Consider the following 20,375-nt stretch of genomic DNA (forward strand, 5'->3'; position numbering starts at 1 on the left):
ATGCCGGCAGGCGTATCATTCCTGCCGGCATGAAATTCAGATATCATTTTTCTGCGTTCAGCGTGCTGTTGATGCGGACGCCGTTTAAGAAGGGGATTACTGGTTTGGCCGTCGTGCTGACCGTTTCGCGGATGCCTTCGAAGGTCGTCGTCAGCATGAGTTTCAGGCGGTTTGTCTGATTGACCGAGCTGGCGCTGGGGTCGTAGTCGATGGCGACGATATTCGTGTCGGGGAAGGCCGCTTTCAGGGCTTTGATCATGCCCTTGCCCGTTACGTGGTTCGGCAGGCAGGCCCAGGGCTGGAGGCAGACGATGTTCTTCGCGCCCCGCTTGATGAGGTCGATCATATCGCCGGTCAGGAACCAGCCTTCGCCGGCGACGTGGCCGAGAGATAAGTATTCCTTCGCCTCGTCGGCAATGTCGTAAATCGACGTGACCGGGTCGAAATGGCGGCTCTTGGCGACGGCTTCGCAATAGGGCTTGCGGTACCATTCGAGGAGCTTCACCATGGATTTGCTGGCCAGGGCCGACATCCAGCTTCCCGACAGGTATTTCTGGCGGAACTGGGTGTCGAGGAGGCCGTACAGGAAGAAATCCGTCAGGCCGGAGACGATGATTTCCCCGCCTTCTTCTTCGATCATGCGCACGATGTGGTTGTTGGCGATGGGATGGAACTTGACGTAGATTTCGCCGACCAGGCCGATGCGCGGCTTCATCTCTTCGCTCATGTCGATGTTGTCGAATTCGTCGATCATGGATCGGATGTTTTTCTTGAAGGTCTTGACGTCGGCTTTTATCAGGTCGACTTTGCATTTTTCCTGCCATTTTTTGAACAGGCTTTCGGCCGTGCCCTTTACCTTTTCATAGGGCCGCGTGCGGTATAATACCTGCTGCAGCGCGTCGCCGTATACCATGGCCATGACCAGGCGGTGCCAGAAGCCGATATGAGGCTTGAAGCCCGGCTGAGGATTCAGTCCCTTGGTATTCAGGGAAATGATGGCTACGTCGCTCATGTTGGCGTCGGCCAGGGCTTTGCGGATCATGCCGATGTAGTTCGTCGCCCGGCAGCAGCCGCCCGTCTGGGAAATGATGACCGACGTGTGCTTCAGATCGTATTTTCCCGATTTCAGGGCCGTAATGATTTGCCCCAGGGACATGATGGCCGGATAGCAGGCGTCGTTGTGGATATAGGCCAGGCCCGTGTCGATGGCTTCCTGGCCCTGATGGGGCAGGAGCTCGATGTGGTAGCCTTCGTGGGCGAAGGCCGCTTCGAACATGGGGAAGTGAATCGGCGTCATAGACGGCGCTAAAATGACGTTCGTCTTTTTGTCGGCCTCCGTGAACAGGGCCTTGTGGTACGAATAGGGTTCCGTCGTTTCCGTACTCGGTTTCCGGTGATTCATGACGAACAAGAGGGAGCGCAGGCGGATGCGGATGGCGCCGAGGTTAGACCCTTCGTCGATTTTCAGCAATGTATGGATTTTATGGCCCTGAGCCAGGATTTCCTGTACCTGGTCGGCGACGATGGCGTCGAGGCCGCAGCCGAAGGAATTGAGTTCGACCAATTCCAGGTTGGGCTGCGTGACGATGTACTGCGCCGCCCGATACAGGCGGGAATGGTAGGACCACTGGTCGACGACGCGCAGTTCCTCCGGCAGGTGTCCCAGGGGAGCGACGCCGTCTTCCGTCAGGACGGCCAGGCCCAGGCTGTTGATGAGCTCGGGGATGCCGTGATTGATTTCCGGGTCGATGTGATAGGGACGGCCGCAGAGGACGATGGCCCTGTCGCCGTCTTTCGCCAGCCGTTCCAGCGTGGCCTTGGTCAGGTCGCGGTATTTCTGTTTGTACGATTCTTCTTCGTCCCAGGCGGCCAGGGCGGCTTCCTTGATTTCCTTCTTGCCGATATTCCATACGCGCAGTTCTTCCTGCAGGCGCGGTACGATGCGCTTTTTATCGTGAAGCGGCAGGAAGGGGCACAGGTAGAGGGTGTTCGTGTCGGACAGGCGTTCCACCATATTGTGGCGAATGACTTCGGGATAGCTCATGACCATGGGGCAGTTGAAGCTGTTGTCCCGGCTGCCTTCCTGGGGGCCGTTTTGGATGCAGGGATAGAAAATGCGGTCTACGCCCTTTTCCAGCAGGTTTTCGATGTGGCCGTGGACGAGCTTGGCCGGATAGCAGGCCGAATCGGAGGGGACCGTGTCCATGGCCTTTTCAAACAGTTCCTTGGAGGATGGGTCGGACAAGACGACGGTGTAGCCCAGCTTGGTGAAGAAAGTAAACCAGAAGGGATAGTCTTCGTACATGTTCAGCACGCGGGGAATGCCGACGGTGCCGCGGGGGCCCTGCTCCAGCGGTTTGTACTGGTTGAACAGCAAATTGTACTTGACCTTGTACATGTTGGGCAGCGCTTTCTTGCGGGCTGTCGTCGAGCCGGCGGCGCCCCGTTCGCAGCGGTTGCCCGTAATGAAGGAACGGCCGTCGTTGAAGGTGTTGACCGTCAGCAGGCAGTTATTCGTGCACAGGCCGCAGTGGCGGATCGACGTGGCGACGGATAGGCCGGCCAGATCCTGCCGGCTGAGCAGCGTCGTCTTGGCGTGGTCGCTATGGTAGGACGAGCGGCAGATAAGCCCCATGCCGAAGGCTCCCATGAGGCCGGCGATGGCCGGCCGGATGACCTGGCGGCCCAGGAGCTTTTCAAAAGCCCGCAGCACGGCGTCGTTGTAGAAGGTGCCGCCCTGGACGACGATGTATTTGCCCAGCTTTTCCGGGTCTTTTACTTTTATTACTTTATATAAGGCGTTCTTGATGACCGAGTAGGACAGGCCGGCGGAAATATCCGCGAGGGTCGCTCCTTCCTTCTGGGCCTGCTTGACCTTGGAATTCATGAAAACGGTGCAGCGCGAGCCCAGGTCGATAGGGCTTTTGGCCATCAGGGCTGCCTTGGAAAACTCTTCGATAGACAGGTTCAGCGACTTGGCGAAGGTGTCGAGGAATGAGCCGCAGCCTGACGAGCAGGCTTCGTTGAGGAGGATGTCCTCGATGTGGCCGTCCTTTAAGCGGCTGCATTTCATGTCCTGCCCGCCGATGTCGAGGATGAAATCGACGTCAGGGCAGAAATGGGCTGCCGCCTGATAGTGGGCGATGGTTTCGACTTCGCCGATATCGAGGTGCAGCGCTTCTTTCAGCAGGGCTTCGCCGTAGCCCGTAATGCCGGTCTTGGCGATAAACGCGCCGTCGGGCAGGCGGCTGTACACTTCTTCGATGATCTTTTTGGCGGCCATGAGCGGGCTGCCTTCGTTATTCTGATAGTGCGTATAGAGGATTTTCAGGTCTTCGCTCAGCAGGACGGCCTTGATCGTCGTCGAGCCGGCGTCGAGGCCCAGGTAGCACGGCCCGCTGTAGGCGGCCAGGTCGCCGTAGGGGACGGTATGCTGCGAGTGGCGCTGCTGAAATTCGCGCAGCTCTTCTTCGCTGTCGAAGAGGGGATCGATGCGGTCCGATTTTGCCAGAGACGATTCGTCGACGTTTTTCAGCTGTCCCATGAGGTTCATGAAGGATACAGGCGTTTCGTCGAAGCTGCCCAGGGCCGCGCCGATGGCTACGTATACCTGGGCGTTTTCCGGCGCGACGACGTGATCGTCGTCTAAATGAAGTGTCTTGGCAAACTGACGGCGCAGCTGCGGCAAATAGGTCAGCGGGCCGCCGAGGAAGCAGACCGTACCCTTGATGGGGCGGCCGCAGGCCAGGCCTGTAATCGTCTGGAAGACGATGGACTGGAAGACCGACGCGGCGACGTTTTCCTTGCTGGCCCCTTCGTTGAGGAGGGCCTGGATATCCGTTTTGGCGAATACGCCGCAGCGGGCGGCGATGGGATACAGGGTATCCGATTTTTCGGCCAGAGCGTTTAAGCCGCTGGCGTCGGTGTGGAGCAGCGTGGCCATCTGGTCGATGAACGCGCCCGTGCCGCCGGCGCAGTTGCCGTTCATGCGGTGTTCGTTGCCGCCGGTCAGATAGGTAATCTTCGCGTCTTCGCCGCCCAGCTCGATAATGACGTCCGACTGGGGGTAATAGGTGCGGACGGCCTTCGTGCCGGCGATGACTTCCTGAACGAAGGCGATGCCCAGGTAGTCTGCCAGGGCGATGCCGCCGGAGCCTGTAATGGCAATGGTGATTTGTTGGTCACCGAAAATCTCATAGGCATTTTGCAGCAAATCCCACACCTTTTGGCGAATGTCCGTGTAGTGGCGGACATAGCACGCGTGCAGGCATTGCTTGGCGTCGTTGAGGACGGCGATCTTTACCGTCGTCGAACCAATGTCAATGCCTATATGTAATATGTTTTTCATGTGAGTCACCTTATCGGCTGCAAAGCCGATCTTTCTGATAATCTATAGATGCAGGCGCCGCGTTTAAAGGAATACGGCGCATATAAGTCTACTCTATATTGTACCATATGGAGTCAAAACTGTAAGGTGCCGGAATGAGAATTCATATGAAAATTTTACCTCCACCTATGAGCGATACGTATACAATTACTTCCTTTTGTTTACTCTTTTGTGTTACAATAACATATAGTTAAGAGACAATATAGGAGGTACTCATGAAAAAATTTGTGACAGAACATCAGTCTCCGTACTTGGACCTGAGCGCAGAAGTATCGGAAATTTTATATGAAGGCAAATCTGATTTTCAGGATATTATCGTAGCCGATTCGAAGGAATTCGGCCGTATGCTCGTGCTGGACGGCGTGTTCCAGACGTCTGACAAGGACGAGTTTATTTATCACGAATGCATTACCCATATCCCGCTGTTTTTGCATCCCAATCCGAAAAACGTCCTCATCATCGGCGGCGGCGACGGCGGCGCAGCTCGTGAAGCCGTGCGCCATCCCGAAGTAGAACACGTCACGATGGTCGACATCGACGGCAAGGTCATCGAGCTGTCGAAGCAGTTTTTCCCGGCGATTTCCAAAGCCATGCGGGAAAACAATCCGAAGCTGACCGTCAAGGTCGGCGACGGCATTGCCTTCATGCGCGAAGCGAAAGATTTCTACGACGTCATCATCGTCGACTGCTCTGATCCGGTCGGCCCCGGCGAAGGCTTGTTTACGTATGAATTCTATAAAGACACCTTTAAGGCTTTGAAGGAAGACGGCTTGTTTGTACAGCAGACGGAATCTCCCTTTATGCACAGCAAGCTCGTGCGGGAAATCAAGGACTGCGTGTCCGATATCTTCCCCATCACGCGCCTGTACACGGCCTTCATTCCCCTGTATCCGACGGGCATGCACTGCTTTACTATGGGCTCGAAGAAGTACGATCCCCTGACATGGGAACCGAACCGCAAGCGCACCTTCCCGACGAAATACTACAACGAAGGGATTCAGCGCAGCGCTTTCGTACTGCCGAACTTCGTAAAAGACGTCCTGTATGGGGAAAAAGATCGCTAAGCGAAAAAAGTACATAAAAAATATAATTTTGCTATTGACATTGCATCTGCGAAATGATATTATAATCTACGTTGACGGCGCTTATAGCGCAGCTAAGGGCGCTGTCGCGCAGATTACAATATGGCGGGTATGGTGAAGCGGTCAACACGGCGGATTGTGGCTCCGTTACGCAAGGGTTCGAATCCCTTTACTCGCCCCATAGGGGTATAGCCAAGTGGTAAGGCACCGGACTTTGACTCCGCTATGCGCTGGTTCGAATCCAGCTACCCCTGCCAGCCATGATTCACTAGCTCAGTCGGTAGAGCACCTGACTTTTAATCAGGGTGTCCCGAGTTCGAATCTCGGGTGAATCACCATAAGAAAGCTGTCCAATGGGACGGCTTTTTTTGTTTTCCCAAATACATGTATTTCGCATATGCCGCGCTGCAGCTCTTACTAGGCATTAGGCTGTACAGCTAGTGGCTTGGTGGTTTTATAATACATGCTGGGGTAACGACAGCCGTCGTATATCTGCCGCTACTCCATGTTGCAAAAAATTATATAAAAAATGGGGCTGCCATACTGTTAACGTATGACAGCTCCATTTGCATGCTTCTGGAATTTACCAGAAGAATATAATCATATCGAGGATAAAGGTCGGGATCAAGATAGCGCAGGACCAGCCCATGTAACCAAAGAAGCTGGGCATTTTGATCTTGTTTTCTTCGGCGATGGATTTGACCATGAAGTTCGGCGCGTTGCCGATATACGTGTTGGCCCCCATGAATACGGCGCCGGCTGAAATGGCTTCCAGCATGAGCTGGGATACCGTGCCGACGGAGGTAGCGATGCCCTGCGTCGCGCCGAGGGCTCCTGCCGTCTGGAGGAAGACGAGGTACGTCGGCGTGTTGTCCAGGAAGGACGACAGCGCACCCGTCGCCCAGAACATCTGCCACGGTTCGGACAAGCCCAGTTCAGCTCCGTGAGTTTTCAGGAAAATCAGGGCCGGAATCATGGTGATGAAAATGCCGATGAACAGCTTCGCCACTTCGGCGATAGGCGCATAGGTAAATTCGTTGAGCTGACGCGTTTCCGTCTTTGTCGTCTTGAGGGATAAGTACGCCGCCAGCAGGATGAGGATGATTTCGACTACCGTCGCATAGGGGAAGACGATTTCATCGTATACGGGAATGCCCGCTCCGTTGGCGAAGAAAGCGAATTCCTTGGGAAGGACGCCGTTGGCGACGACGCCGACGATGATCAGGGCGATGAAGACGATATTGTGCGCGCCTTCAACGCGGATCGGTTCTTTTTCAGCAGGCTGGTTATCCTGAGGCGAGCGGCCGGCGGCCAGCTCCTTTTTGTACAAATGGGAATCGAGGAAGAAAAAGACGAGGAACAGGATGACCATATTAAACAATAAAATAGGCAGGAGATGGAAGGTCCAGGTAAAGGGGACGCCGCGCTGGAAGCCCATGAACAGGGGCGGGTCGCCGAGGGGCGTCAGGCAGCCGCCGATGTTGGCGACGAGGAAGATGAAGAATACGATGACGTGGACCTTTTTCTGCCGCCAGGCGTTGGCCTTGATGACCGGCCGGATCATGAGCATGGCTGCGCCGGTCGTGCCGACCCAGCTGGCCAGGACGGTGCCGATGAGCAGGAGGAGGGCGTTGATCTTGGGCGTACCTGCTAAGGTCCCCTTGACGGCGATGCCGCCGGCGACGACGAACAGGCCGAAGAGGAGGACGATAAAGGGAACGTAATCGATCAATACCGATTCCAGGAGCCGGAACAACGCTTCGCCCATGCCGTAGGCTGCGGCGAAGGGGACGAGGAAGACCAGGGACCAGCCGATAGCCACGGCAAGCATATTTTTTTCCCACCAGTGGGGCTTGACGAGGGGGCAGATAGCGATGGACAAGAGCATGCCGACGAAGGGGATAATGCTCCAGGCCGGCAGGGTGGCGCTGACGATAGCGTGAGCGCCGCCTTCGCTGGCGAACGCTGCCGGAACAGACGTCAGGCAGAGCAGCAGCGCAAGGCATAAGGGACGGAATAAGGTTTTCATTTCGGTAACAACCGCCTTTCTTTTGGAAATACAAGCCGTTTCCATGTATTACTTACAATTATAACATAAGTTGGAGAATGAATGTACTAAATTTTAGAAAAGATGAGTATAACGTATAACATGCCGCAATGAGCAGGGATACTTGCCGATGTTATATGCCGAAATGACATGGCGCGACAGATTTTTTCGCAGAAATCTGTTTTTTCGTAAAGAAAAAGAAGGATTTTGGCGACGTATAGAGAATTTATCTATATAGAAAGGGTAAGACAGGAGGGATTCATATGAAACAATATAACAACATCATCGTTCCGACGGACGGCTCGGTTAACTCCAAGCGGGCGCTGGAACATGCCGTCGTCATCGCTTCGGCCTTGGGAGCTACGATTACGTTGGTATATGTGGCGAATATCGTATCGGTAATCTCTAACTTCGACCAAATTCCGAATGCCAGCGGATACGTAACGGAACAAGTCGCTCTGGACATGGAAGAAGAAGGCAAGAGCATTCTCGACGACTATGCGAAGGTCATTCCGCAGAATATCGAAGTCAAGAGCGTCTTTGAAGTCGGCTCTCCGGGACCGGCCGTATTGTCCGTCGCTAAAAAGTACAACGCTGACCTCATCGTCATGGGAAGCCGCGGCTTAGGACCCTTGAAAGGTCTGTTCATGGGATCTGTCAGCAGCTACGTCGTCACGCATTCCGTTTGCCCCGTATTGATTGTCAAATAAACGGGAAGCTGGGCGGATACAGGAGCTGCTTGCATTCCGTAATTTCATAAGACAAAGACGATAAAAAAGAAGGAAAATCTCGACGTATATAGAAGTTATTTAATATAAAGACCTGCTAGGCTTAATCGACAGGAGGGATTCATATGACAAAGTACAATTCGATCCTCGTTCCGATTGATGGTTCTGACAACGCCAAACGGGCATTGGAACAAGCCGTTGACCTCGCGACGACCTACGGCGCTTCTATTACGTTGGCCTATGTGGCTCATGACATCGCCCCGCTGGCAAACTTCGACCAAATTTCCACGGCGACGGAATACGTAAAAGAACACCTGCCTCAGGATATGGAAAAAGAAGGCCAGGTATTTCTCGACGGTATTGCAAAGACCGTGCCGGAGTCGGTTCCCGTCAAAAGTGTATTCGCCGTCGGTTCTCCGGGACCGGCTATCGTAGAAGCGGCGAAGGACGGCGACTTTGATTTGATCGTCATGGGAAGCCGGGGCTTAGGGCCCTTGAAAGGGCTGTTCCTCGGGTCTGTCAGCAGCTATGTCGTTACTCGTGCAGGATGCTCCGTGCTGATTGTAAAATAATGGTATAAGAGAAGGCTTTGTCCCTTGCAAGGCGGGACAAAGTCTTTTTTTCATGTATGGGATTTGCCTATTTTGTGATATACTGATGATGCGCAGGAATACGACTGCGCGATACTATGACTACTACGTGCCTGGGAGGCAGCATATATGATATGGAAAAATAATACGGAGTGGCTGAATCGGCAAATCAGCGATTGGGCCGCTAAAGGTTGGATTTCTGCGGAGGCAGAACAAAACATACGGCAGTCCTGCCGGAGACAGGGCGTTACGGGCTGGCCGGCCCTGGTGTATACGGCCTTAGCCATCGTGACCTGTTCTATTCTCGGCGTCGCTTTGATCTGGGGCGCCGCTTACGTGTGGTATCACATTTCCGTCGCCCTGCGGATGGCCCTGGCTGTCGTCCTGCTGGTCCTTTCGCAAAGCGGCGTGGCCCTGGCCTTGTTCCAAAATCGTCAGGGGACGCTGCTGGGAGAAGGCGTCGCCTTAGCCCAGTGCGTGGCCGTATTCGTGTCGATAGCCATGGCGGGACAGACCTTTTATCTGGGCTGGGATACGCCGGCCTATATTTTCACCTGCGCTGTCCTGAGCCTGCCGGCGGCGTACCTGCTGCGAGCTGTGGGGGCCGTCGTGGTGTATTGCCTTGCCGTGCTGGTTTGGGCGGCTCTGGGCGGGTATATCAACGCGCCGGGAGGAGCGGCCTTTTTCTGGCTCTTCGTCGTCCTGCCGCTTCCGATGTACCGCCTGCTGGTGCAGCAGAAGGACGAGGTCCGATTATCTGTTTTCTCCTGGACGGTCACTGTCACAGTGTTCGCCGCCTTCGGACTGGCTACGCGCAATGCGGCGTACATTCCCTTTTTGCTGCTGTCGGCTTTGGCGGCGGTCATTATGCTGACGGGGTATTCCATCGATATCCGCAAGTCCTGGGGCGTTCCGTTCCGCTGGTTCGGGCGCTTTGCCGCGGCGGCGTCGCTGCTTATTTCCTGTATGCCCGTCTCCTGGTACGGCGTCGCCGATATTCAGGGCTTTCATTGGACGACGATGACCATCTTGTTCCTCCTGTTTCTGCTGATCATCGCCCTGCTGGCCCGGGGCGTCAAGACGCGCCTTTGGGGGCCGGTGATATATTCCTTTATCCCCTTCATCTTATTAGGGGAAACGCTGATCGTGCGCAGCGGGCTCTATTCGTCCGTACCGCTCATCATTTCGGCGGCCTACATGATCTTCCTGGGCTTTTATGAAATCATGCAGGGCGTCAAGGGCGGCCATGTCAATCATACGCGCTTCGGCACGGTGATGCTGGCCTGCCTCATGCTGGTCTTTGTCTTCGCCACGACCTTTTCGCCTGTCGTGCCCCTGGTCGTCATGGCGATTTTGGGATTGGTGTTCTTCCAGCGCCGCCGCACGGCGTCCAGCCGGAAAAACGCAGAACTGCGGGCGGCCCGCCGCTCCCGCGTAAAGCATACGGCGGCGACGGTGCGCCGGGAGACGGGAGAAGCGAAAACCGACGGCGGGGAATCGGCGCCTGTATTCGAGTCCCCCCAGGAGGCGAAGGACGCGGCGGCCGACGCCGACACGCTGGCGGAATGGATGAAGGATATTCATCTTCCGCCGCTGGAAGACCTGGCGCCGGAACCGGCAGATACGGGGTATCGGCCGGCCGGGACGGTGACGCCGAAGGAAGCGCCGCAGTCGCAGTTTGTACCGCCCGTGTTCCGCAGTCCCGACGCGATCGCCCTGCCGACGATGAAGGACGAAGGGCGCAGACGAAAGAAAGCCGACGAGCCGCGTCCGGCAGAGCGGATAACCTCTTCGCCGTGGCAGTCGATGGCCGGGCCGGCTAAGCGGGAAAAACATTTTTCGCGGTCGCCGTGGTCGCAGGAAGGAGACACGAAGAAATGAAAGGAATAGGAACCTTTTCTCCTGACGGAAAGCATAAATGGATAGTCTTCCTCCTCGTCGTCCTCGTCCAACTGGGAGTCTTGTCTTACATAGGATGGCGCTGGCATAACATCAGCGTAGACGGCATCCCGTACCAGTGGCGGTGCCTGCCGAGATTGGAAGAGTCGTCCTTCGGCACGGACTACGTGCGCGTCGTCTTCCCGGAAGACACGACGACGTGGATGGACGGGTCGGCTCCGGAAGAAGGGGAAAAAATATACGTTCATATTTCCCATGACGCCAGCGGCCTGATGAAGGTAGAAGGGGCGTCGGCGGAAAAGCCGGGAATCGGCGGGGATTATATGGACGCCGTCGTCGTATCGTTCCAGGACGGCGTCGTCCAGTTCAAGGTTGCCTTCGACCGGTACCGCATTGCGCCGGAGCTGGCCGACGGGATTTACAATATCAGCGAAAAGGATAACGTCGTCGCCAGCGTCCGCATGAAGAAAGGCCAGGGCGTTATCGAGGGCGTGTTCGTCAACGGCATTCCCTTGGAAGAGTGCGGCAACGGCGCCGCGATGGCCGAAGCCCGGGCGAAGAAGGAAGCCGAGCAGAAACAAAAGACGGCTTCCGTATTCAATAAGCCGAGCATCGTAGAGTCCGGCATGGTGCCGCCGACAGAAGAATAACCGCTTGGACAGAAGGAGAGGCTATTATGAAATCGTATGTGAAATTGGGCATTACCCTGATGCTGGCCCTTTCGTTCGTATTGCTGTCGGGCTTTCGCGCTCAGACGATTATCCATGACGACGGCAGCGAGACGCAGGACGTGCTGAAGGTGTCGGAAACGGCGGAAGGGCAGAAGGCCCTGCGCGGCGACGCCGACGAATTCCAGAAGCGGAATTATACGATCATGGACTACAACAACAGCAACGGCGAGGGCTTCCGGGCCATGAAGACCGTGACGAAAGAAGGGGCCAATAAAAGCTCTGTCGACCGCATCATTCATAAGACCCACGACGGGCTGATCTGCTCGACGTACTACATTGATTATACCTTCGACGAAGACAGCCTGGAGCACCTGCGGCTGGGCATGGCGATGGAAGAAAACGGCGCGGACCTGGAATACATCGTGTCCTTCCCATCGGGAACGGAAGTCGAGAGCAACAGCACGACGGCCGACGAGCAGGGCAGCACGTATATGTGGAGCCTCAACGCGTCGGAGCCCTTTCAAATACAGCTGCAGGCGACGGTCTGGCATAAGTTATTCATCTATATAGCGATGCTTTTGATCGTCCTTATCATCGGCGTCGTCCTGGTCATCGAGCACCGCCGCCGCAACGTCATCAGCTGGAAGCAGGCGGCTCACCTGCGGCGAATCGAAATGATGCTGCTGTGCCTTCCCATCGCGATCCTGGCTTATATGGGGTACGAGTATTACGTCGGCACCCATGTGACGGCGGCGTCATTGGAACGCGTATCGGAACAGCAGCAGGAAGAACTGCTGGAAAGCCGCGAAGAAGACAAGAAGATTCACGACGCCGACGCGCAGAAACAGCGCAGCGGCGAATTGGCCGCCGCCCGCATCCGCACGAAGACTGCCGAAATTTCCAGTGCCCTCCGCGAGCTGAACCGCAACTATCATTCGGGCCGTATCAGCCAGCGCGAAGCACGGTCCCAGGCGTCGGCCCTGGCTGAACAGGCACAGGAAATGCTGTTCAGCAGCAAAGAGCTGTCTCAGGCTGATCAGGACGTGCTGCAGCAGCTTGTAGACCGCCTCGTATCGGAAGCGAACTCCATCGGCGACGAACCGGCCGTTTCCCAGACGGAACGCCGCGGCGTATCGGAGGAACAGCAGCGAGCCGACGCTATGGCTTCTAAAGACAAGGATTCGCCGTCCGACGAAAGGGCAAAGAACGAAGAAAGCGAACGGCAGGAAGAAGCGTCTTCTGACAGCGGCGCGCCGCAGGAACGAAAGGGCGGGTCCGATGCGGGGAAATCGGAATCGGAAAAGAAACCTAAATAATCAATATTTTTTCTTTAAAGATATTTTCTATTAGTGTAAAACGTGATATGATACATATGTAACAAGATTTTTATATCAGCGATTTACAAGTGTTTTACTATGTACATAAGGAGGTAGTCTGCTATGCATTGCGTAGAAGAAATTAAAAATGGCATTTATTGGATGGGGTGCAACGATTTCCGCACCGAAATTTTTGAACGGATTTTCCCGATTCCCGAAGGCGTTACGTACAACTCCTATTTCATCGACGACGAAATGACCTGCGTTGTCGACGCGATGGACAAGAGCTGCCGCGACGAATTCATTGAAGACGTAGAATATTTGCTCAAAGGCCGCAAATTGGATTATTTCATTTTGCAGCATATGGAACCGGACCATGCCAGCTCTGCCGTCGCGCTGCTGGAAAAACATCCGGAAGCAAAAATTGTCGCTCAGGCTCAGACCTTTAAGCTGTTCGAACAGTTCTTCCGCAAACCCATGCCGAGCCGCTATGTAGAAGTCAAGGAAGGAGACCAGCTCAAACTGGGCAAGCACGTCCTCACGTTTGTCAAAGCGCCGATGGTTCACTGGCCGGAAGTTATCATGTCCTACGATATTACGGATAAGGTATTGTTCAGTGCCGACGCTTTCGGCATGTTCGGCACTGTAGGCAATGTATACGCCGACCAGGTCGATTTTGAAGAAAATTACCTCGATTCGGCCCGCCGTTACTACGTCAACATCGTCGGCAAATTCGGCCCGCAGGTCGTAAAAGTCCTGCAGAAAGCCGCCGGCATTCCTATCGAAGTCATCTGCCCGCTTCACGGCGTCGTATTCCGCACTCCGGAAACGATTCAGTACATCATTGAAAAATATCTCCACTGGGCAAAATACGTACCGGAAAAGAAGGGCGTCGTCATCGCGTTCTCGTCCATTTACGGCAACACCGAACGGGCTGCCTGCGTATTGGCTCATAAGCTGAGCATGCTCGGCATCCGCGACGTCCGCCTGTACGACGTAGCCAAGATTCACCCGTCCTACGTTACGGCGAAGGCCTGGGAATACAGCCACTTGGTTCTGGCTGCTCCTACGTACAACCTGAACCTCTTCCTGCCGATGGAAAACTTCCTCCACGACTTGAAGACCCTCATGTTCCAGAACCGCAAGATCGCCGTTATCGGCAATCACAGCTGGGCATCCGCCGCGTACAACACGATGGTCGACTACGTACAGAACCGCTTCAAGAACTGCGAACTTCTCGAACCGACCCTCGACATGAAATCGTCTCTCCGCGACGACCAGGAAGGCATCATCGACGAAATTGCCAAAGCTGTCGCCGACGATATCAAAGCGTATCCGGAACCGAAATCCTTGCTTTAAGATAGATGCAAACGCTGCGTCTTTCGTTGTGGAGTAAGAACGCATAAGGTTAAAGGGCTAAATCATATACGGTTTAGCCCTTTTTTTCTAAAGACGCGCAGGAGGTGAATACGGTGATTATCCGAGACAACAGCGTCAAGAGCGGCGACCCTCATGAGCAGGAAAAGGCTAAAAACAAGGGCGAAGAGCTGCACATTGATTTAGGTCGTTCACTGACAGAAGAAGAGGAAAAGATTTTTGCCCAATTAAAAGAAGGGCTCCATTTATAATCGCCGCAAACCGGCGCGTTTCGCAACAAAGCGGACGCGCCGGTTTTATATTAGGAACATATGTTTGAAATATCGCCCGTCTTGTGGTATGATATAACGTAAACAAGGAGGGATGCTTATGAAATGGGACGCTGTGCAGAAAAAGCTGACGATTTTGAGCGACGCTGCAAAATACGACGTGTCGTGCTCGTCCAGCGGCAGCCGGCGGGAAAATAAGGCCGGCGGTATCGGCAACGGCGCGTACGGCGGCATCTGCCATACCTGGTCGGCCGACGGGCGATGCGTGTCCCTGCTGAAAATCCTCATGACGAATTACTGCATTTACGACTGCGCCTACTGCGTAAACCGCCGCAGCCATGAAACGGAGCGGGCCATGCTGTCGCCTGAGGAAATTGCCGAGCTGACCGTCGAGTTTTATCGGCGCAATTATATTGAAGGATTATTTCTCAGCTCCGGCGTGTACCGCTCGCCCGACGAAACGACGGAGCTGCTGATTCGGACGGCAAAGACGCTGCGGGAAGAAAAGAACTTCAACGGCTATATTCATATGAAAGGCATCCCGGGGACGGACCCGCGCCTCATCCGCGAATTGGGGAAATACGTAGATCGCATGAGCGTCAATATCGAGCTGCCCTCTTCGGCAGGCTTAAAATTGCTGGCGCCGCAGAAGACAAAGGAAAACATCCTCCTTCCCATGCGGGAAATCCGCAGCGGCATTGCCGAACGAAGAGAGAATCGAAAGGCGAGCCGGAAAGCGCCGGCTTTTGTGCCGGCAGGACAGACGACGCAGCTCATCATCGGCGCGACGCCGGACAGCGACCGGACGATTCTGCGGCTCAGCGAAGCGCTGTACAAGCAGGTTGCATTAAAGCGGGTTTACTATTCCGCCTATGTGCCGGCTATGACCGGCCCGAACCTGCCGGCCCTGACGCAGCCTCCACTGCTGCGGGAGCACCGCTTGTATCAGGCCGACTGGCTGCTGCGGTACTATCAGTTTTCTGCCGACGAAATCCTGACCGACGCCGAGCCGGATTTTGATCTCCATTTGGACCCGAAGGCCTGCTGGGCCCTGCGTCATCCCGAAGTATTTCCCGTAGAAATCAATAAGGCGTCGTATCACATGCTGCTCCGCGTTCCCGGCATCGGCGTGACGTCGGCCCGACGCATCTGTGCGGCCCGCCGGTCGGCGTGGCTGTCCTACGATACACTGCGCCGCTTAGGCATCGTCCTGAAACGGGCCAAATACTTCATCACCTGCCGGGGACGGTTTTACGGAGAATCGGACCGGCCGGACTACATCCGCAGCCGCCTCTTGGGCGCGGAGCAGGCCGGGCGATATGAACCGATGGATTTATTTGCAGGAGTCAACTCATGATCTATGTATACGACGGGTCCTTTTTCGGCTATCTGTCCGCCGTGTTCGACGCCTGGCACGACGGGCTGCAGCATACGGAGGACATATGCTGCGACGGGGCGGGCGATTTGTTTGGCCGTCAGCAGTATGTGCCTGCAGACGCCGGGAAAGCGAAGCGCATCCTGGACGGATTGCAGGCCCAGTGCGGCGGAAAGACCTGCCATTTCCTGTATTACGCCTTTTTGGCGGAACAACCGCAGCGGGAAATGAAGCTGCTGCAGTATATCCGGCTGGCCTTCCGGCTGAAGGGGGAGTTTCTGCAGCATCTGAGCGAGCCTGCCGTCTGGGAAGTCCGCCAGTGGGCCCGCAGGACGGGAAACGAGCGGCATAAGCTGCTGGGATTGGCGCGGTTTCAGGAATTGAAGGGCGGCATGTTGTACTGCCCTCTGGCGCCGACGTGCTGCGTCGTGCCGGTCATGGCTCCTCACTTTGTGAAGCGCCTTGGCGGCGAAGAATGGGTTATCCACGACAGGCGGCGTCGCATAGGCGTGTATTATGACCGCCATGAAGCGGTTTTAGTGGAAATTCCCAAGGTACTGCAGCGCGTCGACGTGTCGGCTCAGGAAGAAGAGTTCGCCGCCTTGTGGAAGCAGTATTACCGCACTATTGCCATCGCCGAACGGCGGAACGACCCGCTGCGCCGGCAGTTCATGCCGAAAAAATACTGGCCCTATATCATCGAAGTCAGGGACGGGGAGAATTCGCGGTAAATCGCGAAATAAACTATTTCTTTTTCCCGACACTTGTTATATAATAGCAATATTGGATTATTGATAGTATGATAAGAAAGGTTGGAATGCATGAAGCCCGTCATCGTAAAGGTAAAGAGCGTTCAGCGCAACGAAGAGGGAGAAGAGCTGGCTATCGAGCTCGTTTCCGAAGGCAAGGCGTATAAAAAAGAACGCACGCAGTATATCGTGTACGAAGAAAGCGAGCTGACCGATATGGAAGGCGTGACGACGGTGATCAAAGTCCTGCCGGACGGCGCGGTCATGCTGCTGCGTCTCGGAAAGGTGCACCAGCGTCAGGAATACCGCAAGGGAAAGGTTTCGCATTCTAAGTATGAAACGCCTGTCGGCGCATTGAACGTCACATTCAGAACCTATGAGTGTGACGTTCAGCTATGCGAAGGCATCGGCACGATTCATCTCGGCTACGATGTCGATTTGGAAGGCGTCGGTTCAAACTATACGCAATTAACGATTACTGTGCAGGAGGATAACTGTAATGGAAATGAAGGAATTATTGAAACAGGGCATTGCTGAAGCTCTGGACAAAGCGATTGCGGCAGGGACTCTTCCTGCCGGCGACTATCCGGCTATCAGCCTGGAAGTTCCGCCGCAGAAGGAATTCGGCGATTTTGCTACCAATATTGCCATGCAGTCGGCCCGCATTGCCCGCCGCGCGCCGAAGATGATTGCCGAAGCCATCGTCGCGCAGATGGACTACCCTTGGCTGGACCGGGCGGAAATCGCCGGCGCCGGATTCATTAATTTCTTTTTAAAGCATGACGTCATTTACGATACGCTGAAAAATATACTGGCCGCCGGAGCCGAGTACGGCAAAGCACCGCTGCGTGAAGAAGACACGGTACAGGTCGAATATGTCAGCGCCAATCCGACAGGCCCTCTTCACGTCGGCCACGGCCGCGGCGCAGCGTACGGCAGCGCCCTCGTCAACTTGCTGCGCGCTGCCGGCTGCAACGTACAGGCAGAATATTATATCAACGACGCAGGCAATCAGATGAATAACCTGGCCGCCTCGGTCAACGCCCGCTACTTGCAGCTGCTGGGACGGGAAGCAGATATTCCGGAAAACGGCTATCATGGCCACGACATCATCGATACGGCCCAGGCTATTATCGACCAGGACGGCGATGCTTATTTGAATATGCCCGAAGACGAACGGCTGGAACTGTTTAAAGACCGGGCCTATGTTGAAAAGCTGAAAGCCTTAAAGCGGGATTTGGCTGCCTTCAACGTTCATTTTGACAAGTGGTTCAGCGAACGGACACTTCATCCCGATGCAATTCATGCGGCATGTGATGTGCTGAAGCAGCGCGGCAAGATGTATGAAAAAGACGGCGCGCTGTGGCTGAAATCGACGGATTACGGTGACGATAAGGACCGCGTCGTCATTCGCGACAACGGCGTACCTACCTATTTGGCCGCCGATATCGCTTATCACAAGAATAAATACGACCGGGGCTTCAACAGCCTCATCAATATCTGGGGGGCAGACCACCACGGCTACGTGGCCCGCGTCAAGGCGGCTATGGCGGCTCTCGGCTACGACCCGGAAAAGCTGGAAATACTGCTCCTGCAGATGGTCAGCTTATTCCGTGACGGCAAGCCGGTCAAGATGTCCAAGCGTACCGGTCAGGCAATTACGCTGAATGAGCTGATCGAAGAAGTCGGAGCCGACGCGGCCCGGTATTTCTTCATCATGCGTTCTCTCGACACGCAGCTCGATTTTGATTTGGATTTGGCAAAATCGCACAGCAACGAAAATCCCGTATATTACATCCAATACGCCCACGCCCGCATTTACAGCATTTACCGCCAGGTTCAGGAAGCCGGCGACGAGCTGGACATGAACTGGGCCGACGTGCAGTGGGCTAAACTGAAGGACGAACAGGAACTGGAGCTGATCAAGAAGATGGCGGCCTTCCCGGAAGAAATACAGCGGGCTGCCCGCGAACGGGCGCCGCACCGCATCGCTCACTTTGCTCACGAGCTGGCCGGCTTGTTCCATACGTTCTACAATCACTGCCGCATCATTCAGGAAGACAAGGAACTGGAAAAGGCGCGCCTGGCCCTGGTCACGGCCGTACGGATTACGATTGCCAACAGTTTGGCTATTTTAGGGGTTTCTGCGCCTGAAAAAATGTAATATAATAAAAACAAACACTACGTACTTTTCAAGCATATAGTTATTCAGTATTCATAGGAGCGCAAGCTCAGCAGGGAGGAATTATGGCTAAATACATATTTGTCACAGGCGGGGTTGTTTCTTCATTGGGAAAAGGCATTACGGCGGCGGCCTTGGGCCGGCTGCTGAAAAATCGCGGCTTCAAGGTTACGATTCAGAAATTTGACCCGTATATCAACGTCGACCCCGGTACGATGAGCCCATATCAGCATGGGGAAGTATTCGTCACAGACGACGGCACGGAAACAGATTTGGATTTAGGTCATTACGAACGCTTTATCGACATCAGCTTAGGCAAGAACTCCAACGTTACGACCGGCAAGATTTACTGGTCTGTCCTGCAGAAAGAACGGCGCGGCGATTATTTGGGTCATACCGTTCAGGTTATCCCTCATATTACCAATGAAATCAAGCAGCGCGTGTACCGCGTAGGCGACGACGACAACGCTGACGTCGTCATTACGGAAATCGGCGGCACCGTCGGCGATATTGAAAGCCTGCCCTTCCTGGAAGCTATCCGCCAGATTAAGAAGGAAGTCGGCCGCAACGACGTGCTGTACATTCACGTCACCCTCGTTCCGTATATCGGCGCTGCCGGCGAATTGAAGACCAAGCCGACCCAGCACAGCGTCAAGGAACTGCGCGGCATCGGCATTCAGCCGGACATTATTGTCTGCCGTACGGAACGCCCCTTGTCTGACGATATGAAGGAGAAGCTGGCCTTGTTCTGCGACATCGACAAGGAAGCCGTGATTGAAAACAAGACGCTGAACAGCATTTACGAAGTGCCGCTGCTCCTGGCGGAAGAAGGCATGGACCGCATCGTATTGGAAAAACTGGATTTGCCGGACAAACCGTGCGACATGGAAGACTGGAAGCAGATGGTATACGATATTTACCACACGGAAAACGAATTGGATATCGCCCTCGTCGGTAAGTACGTCGCTCTTCACGACGCCTATTTGAGCGTCGCCGAAGCCCTGAACCATGCCGGCATCGCCTACAAGTCCAAGATCAATATCCATTGGATTGATTCGGAATCGCTGGAAGACCCGGCCGTTTCGATGGAAGACGTATTCCAGGGCATTGACGGCATCGTCGTTCCCGGTGGGTTCGGCAACCGCGGCATTGAAGGCAAAATCCGCGCCGTCCAGTACGCCCGCGAGCACAAGATTCCCTTCCTGGGCTTATGCCTCGGTATGCAGTGCGCCGTTATGGAATTTGCCCGCCACGTCGGCGGCCTCGAGGGCGCTACGTCCTCGGAATTCAATGAAGACGCAGCCTTCCCCGTCATCGATCTCATGCCGGATCAGGTCGATATTTCCGACAAAGGCGGCACGATGCGCTTAGGCGTATATCCCTGCAAGCTGAAAGAGGACACGAAGGCCTTCGATGTATACGGCGAGCACCTCATTTACGAACGCCATCGCCACCGCTGGGAATTCAACAATAAATACAGAACGGAGCTCAGCGAAGCAGGCCTGGTGATTTCGGGCACGTCGCCGGACGATCGCCTTGTCGAAATCGTTGAAATCAAGGATCATCCCTGGTTCGTCGGCTGCCAGTTCCATCCGGAATTCAAATCCCGTCCGACGAAGGCCCATCCCTTGTTCAAGGGCCTGATCAAGACGGCGTTGGATTTAAAGAAATAAAAATAAATTTTGACTTTGTAAAACAGAGGT

At 54.9% G+C, this 20,375-nt stretch carries 15 protein-coding genes and 3 tRNA genes; 16 read left to right on the plus strand and 2 right to left on the minus strand.

From position 1 onward, the window contains the following. Positions 1-43 precede the first annotated feature (43 nt). Positions 44-4,348, minus strand: coding sequence for a 2-hydroxyacyl-CoA dehydratase (locus tag E0L13_RS00620; protein ID WP_168059570.1), 4,305 nt, complete (start codon positions 4,346-4,348; stop codon positions 44-46). A gap of 254 nt (positions 4,349-4,602) precedes the next feature. On the opposite strand from E0L13_RS00620, the gene speE reads away from it, so the two are divergent. The 4 genes from speE (at position 4,603) to E0L13_RS00640 (ending at position 5,807) form a co-directional block, all read left to right on the plus strand. Continuing rightward, the gene (speE, locus tag E0L13_RS00625) at positions 4,603-5,451 is read left to right on the plus strand and encodes a polyamine aminopropyltransferase (protein WP_087476769.1); all 849 of its coding nucleotides are present in this window, start codon (positions 4,603-4,605) and stop codon (positions 5,449-5,451) included. Positions 5,452-5,574: 123 nt separating this feature from the next. Continuing rightward, positions 5,575-5,650, plus strand: a tRNA-His gene (locus E0L13_RS00630). A gap of 1 nt (position 5,651) precedes the next feature. After that, positions 5,652-5,726: transfer RNA gene (locus E0L13_RS00635), tRNA-Gln, on the plus strand. Between the two features lie 5 nt (positions 5,727-5,731). Then, positions 5,732-5,807: transfer RNA gene (locus tag E0L13_RS00640), tRNA-Lys, on the plus strand. Between the two features lie 245 nt (positions 5,808-6,052). On the opposite strand, the gene E0L13_RS00645 is transcribed toward E0L13_RS00640, so the two are convergent. Then, the gene (locus E0L13_RS00645) at positions 6,053-7,498 is read right to left on the minus strand and encodes a sodium:proton antiporter (RefSeq protein WP_087476771.1); all 1,446 of its coding nucleotides are present in this window, start codon (positions 7,496-7,498) and stop codon (positions 6,053-6,055) included. Positions 7,499-7,779: 281 nt separating this feature from the next. On the opposite strand from E0L13_RS00645, the gene E0L13_RS00650 reads away from it, so the two are divergent. The 12 genes from E0L13_RS00650 to E0L13_RS00705 all read left to right on the plus strand — a co-directional run bounded on the left by E0L13_RS00650 (position 7,780) and on the right by E0L13_RS00705 (position 20,345). Then, positions 7,780-8,226 (plus strand): universal stress protein, encoded by a 447-nt coding sequence (locus E0L13_RS00650; protein ID WP_087476772.1) that lies wholly within the window; start codon positions 7,780-7,782, stop codon positions 8,224-8,226. Positions 8,227-8,369: 143 nt separating this feature from the next. Next, the gene (locus E0L13_RS00655) at positions 8,370-8,816 is read left to right on the plus strand and encodes a universal stress protein (RefSeq protein ID WP_107196775.1); all 447 of its coding nucleotides are present in this window, start codon (positions 8,370-8,372) and stop codon (positions 8,814-8,816) included. A 147-nt stretch (positions 8,817-8,963) separates the two neighbouring features. Then, entirely contained in the window at positions 8,964-10,715 is a 1,752-nt protein-coding gene (locus tag E0L13_RS00660) for a DUF2157 domain-containing protein (RefSeq protein WP_206081437.1), read from the plus strand. Then, complete coding sequence (locus E0L13_RS00665; RefSeq protein ID WP_168059571.1) at positions 10,712-11,383, plus strand: hypothetical protein; 672 nt, start codon at positions 10,712-10,714, stop codon at positions 11,381-11,383. The genes E0L13_RS00660 and E0L13_RS00665 overlap by 4 nt, the downstream gene beginning before the upstream one ends. A gap of 26 nt (positions 11,384-11,409) precedes the next feature. Beyond that, a complete protein-coding gene (locus tag E0L13_RS00670) occupies positions 11,410-12,720 on the plus strand; it encodes a hypothetical protein (protein ID WP_168059572.1) in 1,311 nt (436 codons plus the stop codon). Positions 12,721-12,843: 123 nt separating this feature from the next. Next, positions 12,844-14,079 (plus strand): FprA family A-type flavoprotein, encoded by a 1,236-nt coding sequence (locus E0L13_RS00675; protein ID WP_087476775.1) that lies wholly within the window; start codon positions 12,844-12,846, stop codon positions 14,077-14,079. A gap of 113 nt (positions 14,080-14,192) precedes the next feature. Beyond that, on the plus strand, positions 14,193-14,348 hold the full coding sequence (locus E0L13_RS00680; RefSeq protein WP_162860305.1) for a hypothetical protein: 156 nt from the start codon (positions 14,193-14,195) through the stop codon (positions 14,346-14,348). Between the two features lie 118 nt (positions 14,349-14,466). Continuing rightward, the gene (locus E0L13_RS00685) at positions 14,467-15,723 is read left to right on the plus strand and encodes a putative DNA modification/repair radical SAM protein (RefSeq protein WP_168059573.1); all 1,257 of its coding nucleotides are present in this window, start codon (positions 14,467-14,469) and stop codon (positions 15,721-15,723) included. Then, a complete protein-coding gene (locus E0L13_RS00690) occupies positions 15,720-16,472 on the plus strand; it encodes a TIGR03915 family putative DNA repair protein (protein ID WP_168059574.1) in 753 nt (250 codons plus the stop codon). The genes E0L13_RS00685 and E0L13_RS00690 overlap by 4 nt, the downstream gene beginning before the upstream one ends. Before the next feature lie 90 nt (positions 16,473-16,562). Continuing rightward, complete coding sequence (locus E0L13_RS00695; protein ID WP_087476777.1) at positions 16,563-17,027, plus strand: DUF1934 domain-containing protein; 465 nt, start codon at positions 16,563-16,565, stop codon at positions 17,025-17,027. After that, positions 16,990-18,654, plus strand: coding sequence for an arginine--tRNA ligase (gene argS, locus E0L13_RS00700; protein ID WP_168059575.1), 1,665 nt, complete (start codon positions 16,990-16,992; stop codon positions 18,652-18,654). Before E0L13_RS00695 ends, argS begins: the two co-directional genes overlap by 38 nt. Before the next feature lie 83 nt (positions 18,655-18,737). After that, a complete protein-coding gene (locus E0L13_RS00705) occupies positions 18,738-20,345 on the plus strand; it encodes a CTP synthase (RefSeq protein WP_168059576.1) in 1,608 nt (535 codons plus the stop codon). Positions 20,346-20,375 lie beyond the last annotated feature (30 nt).

This window comes from Megasphaera sp. SW808 (assembly GCF_012027795.1).
Lineage (GTDB): Bacteria > Bacillota > Negativicutes > Veillonellales > Megasphaeraceae > Megasphaera > Megasphaera stantonii.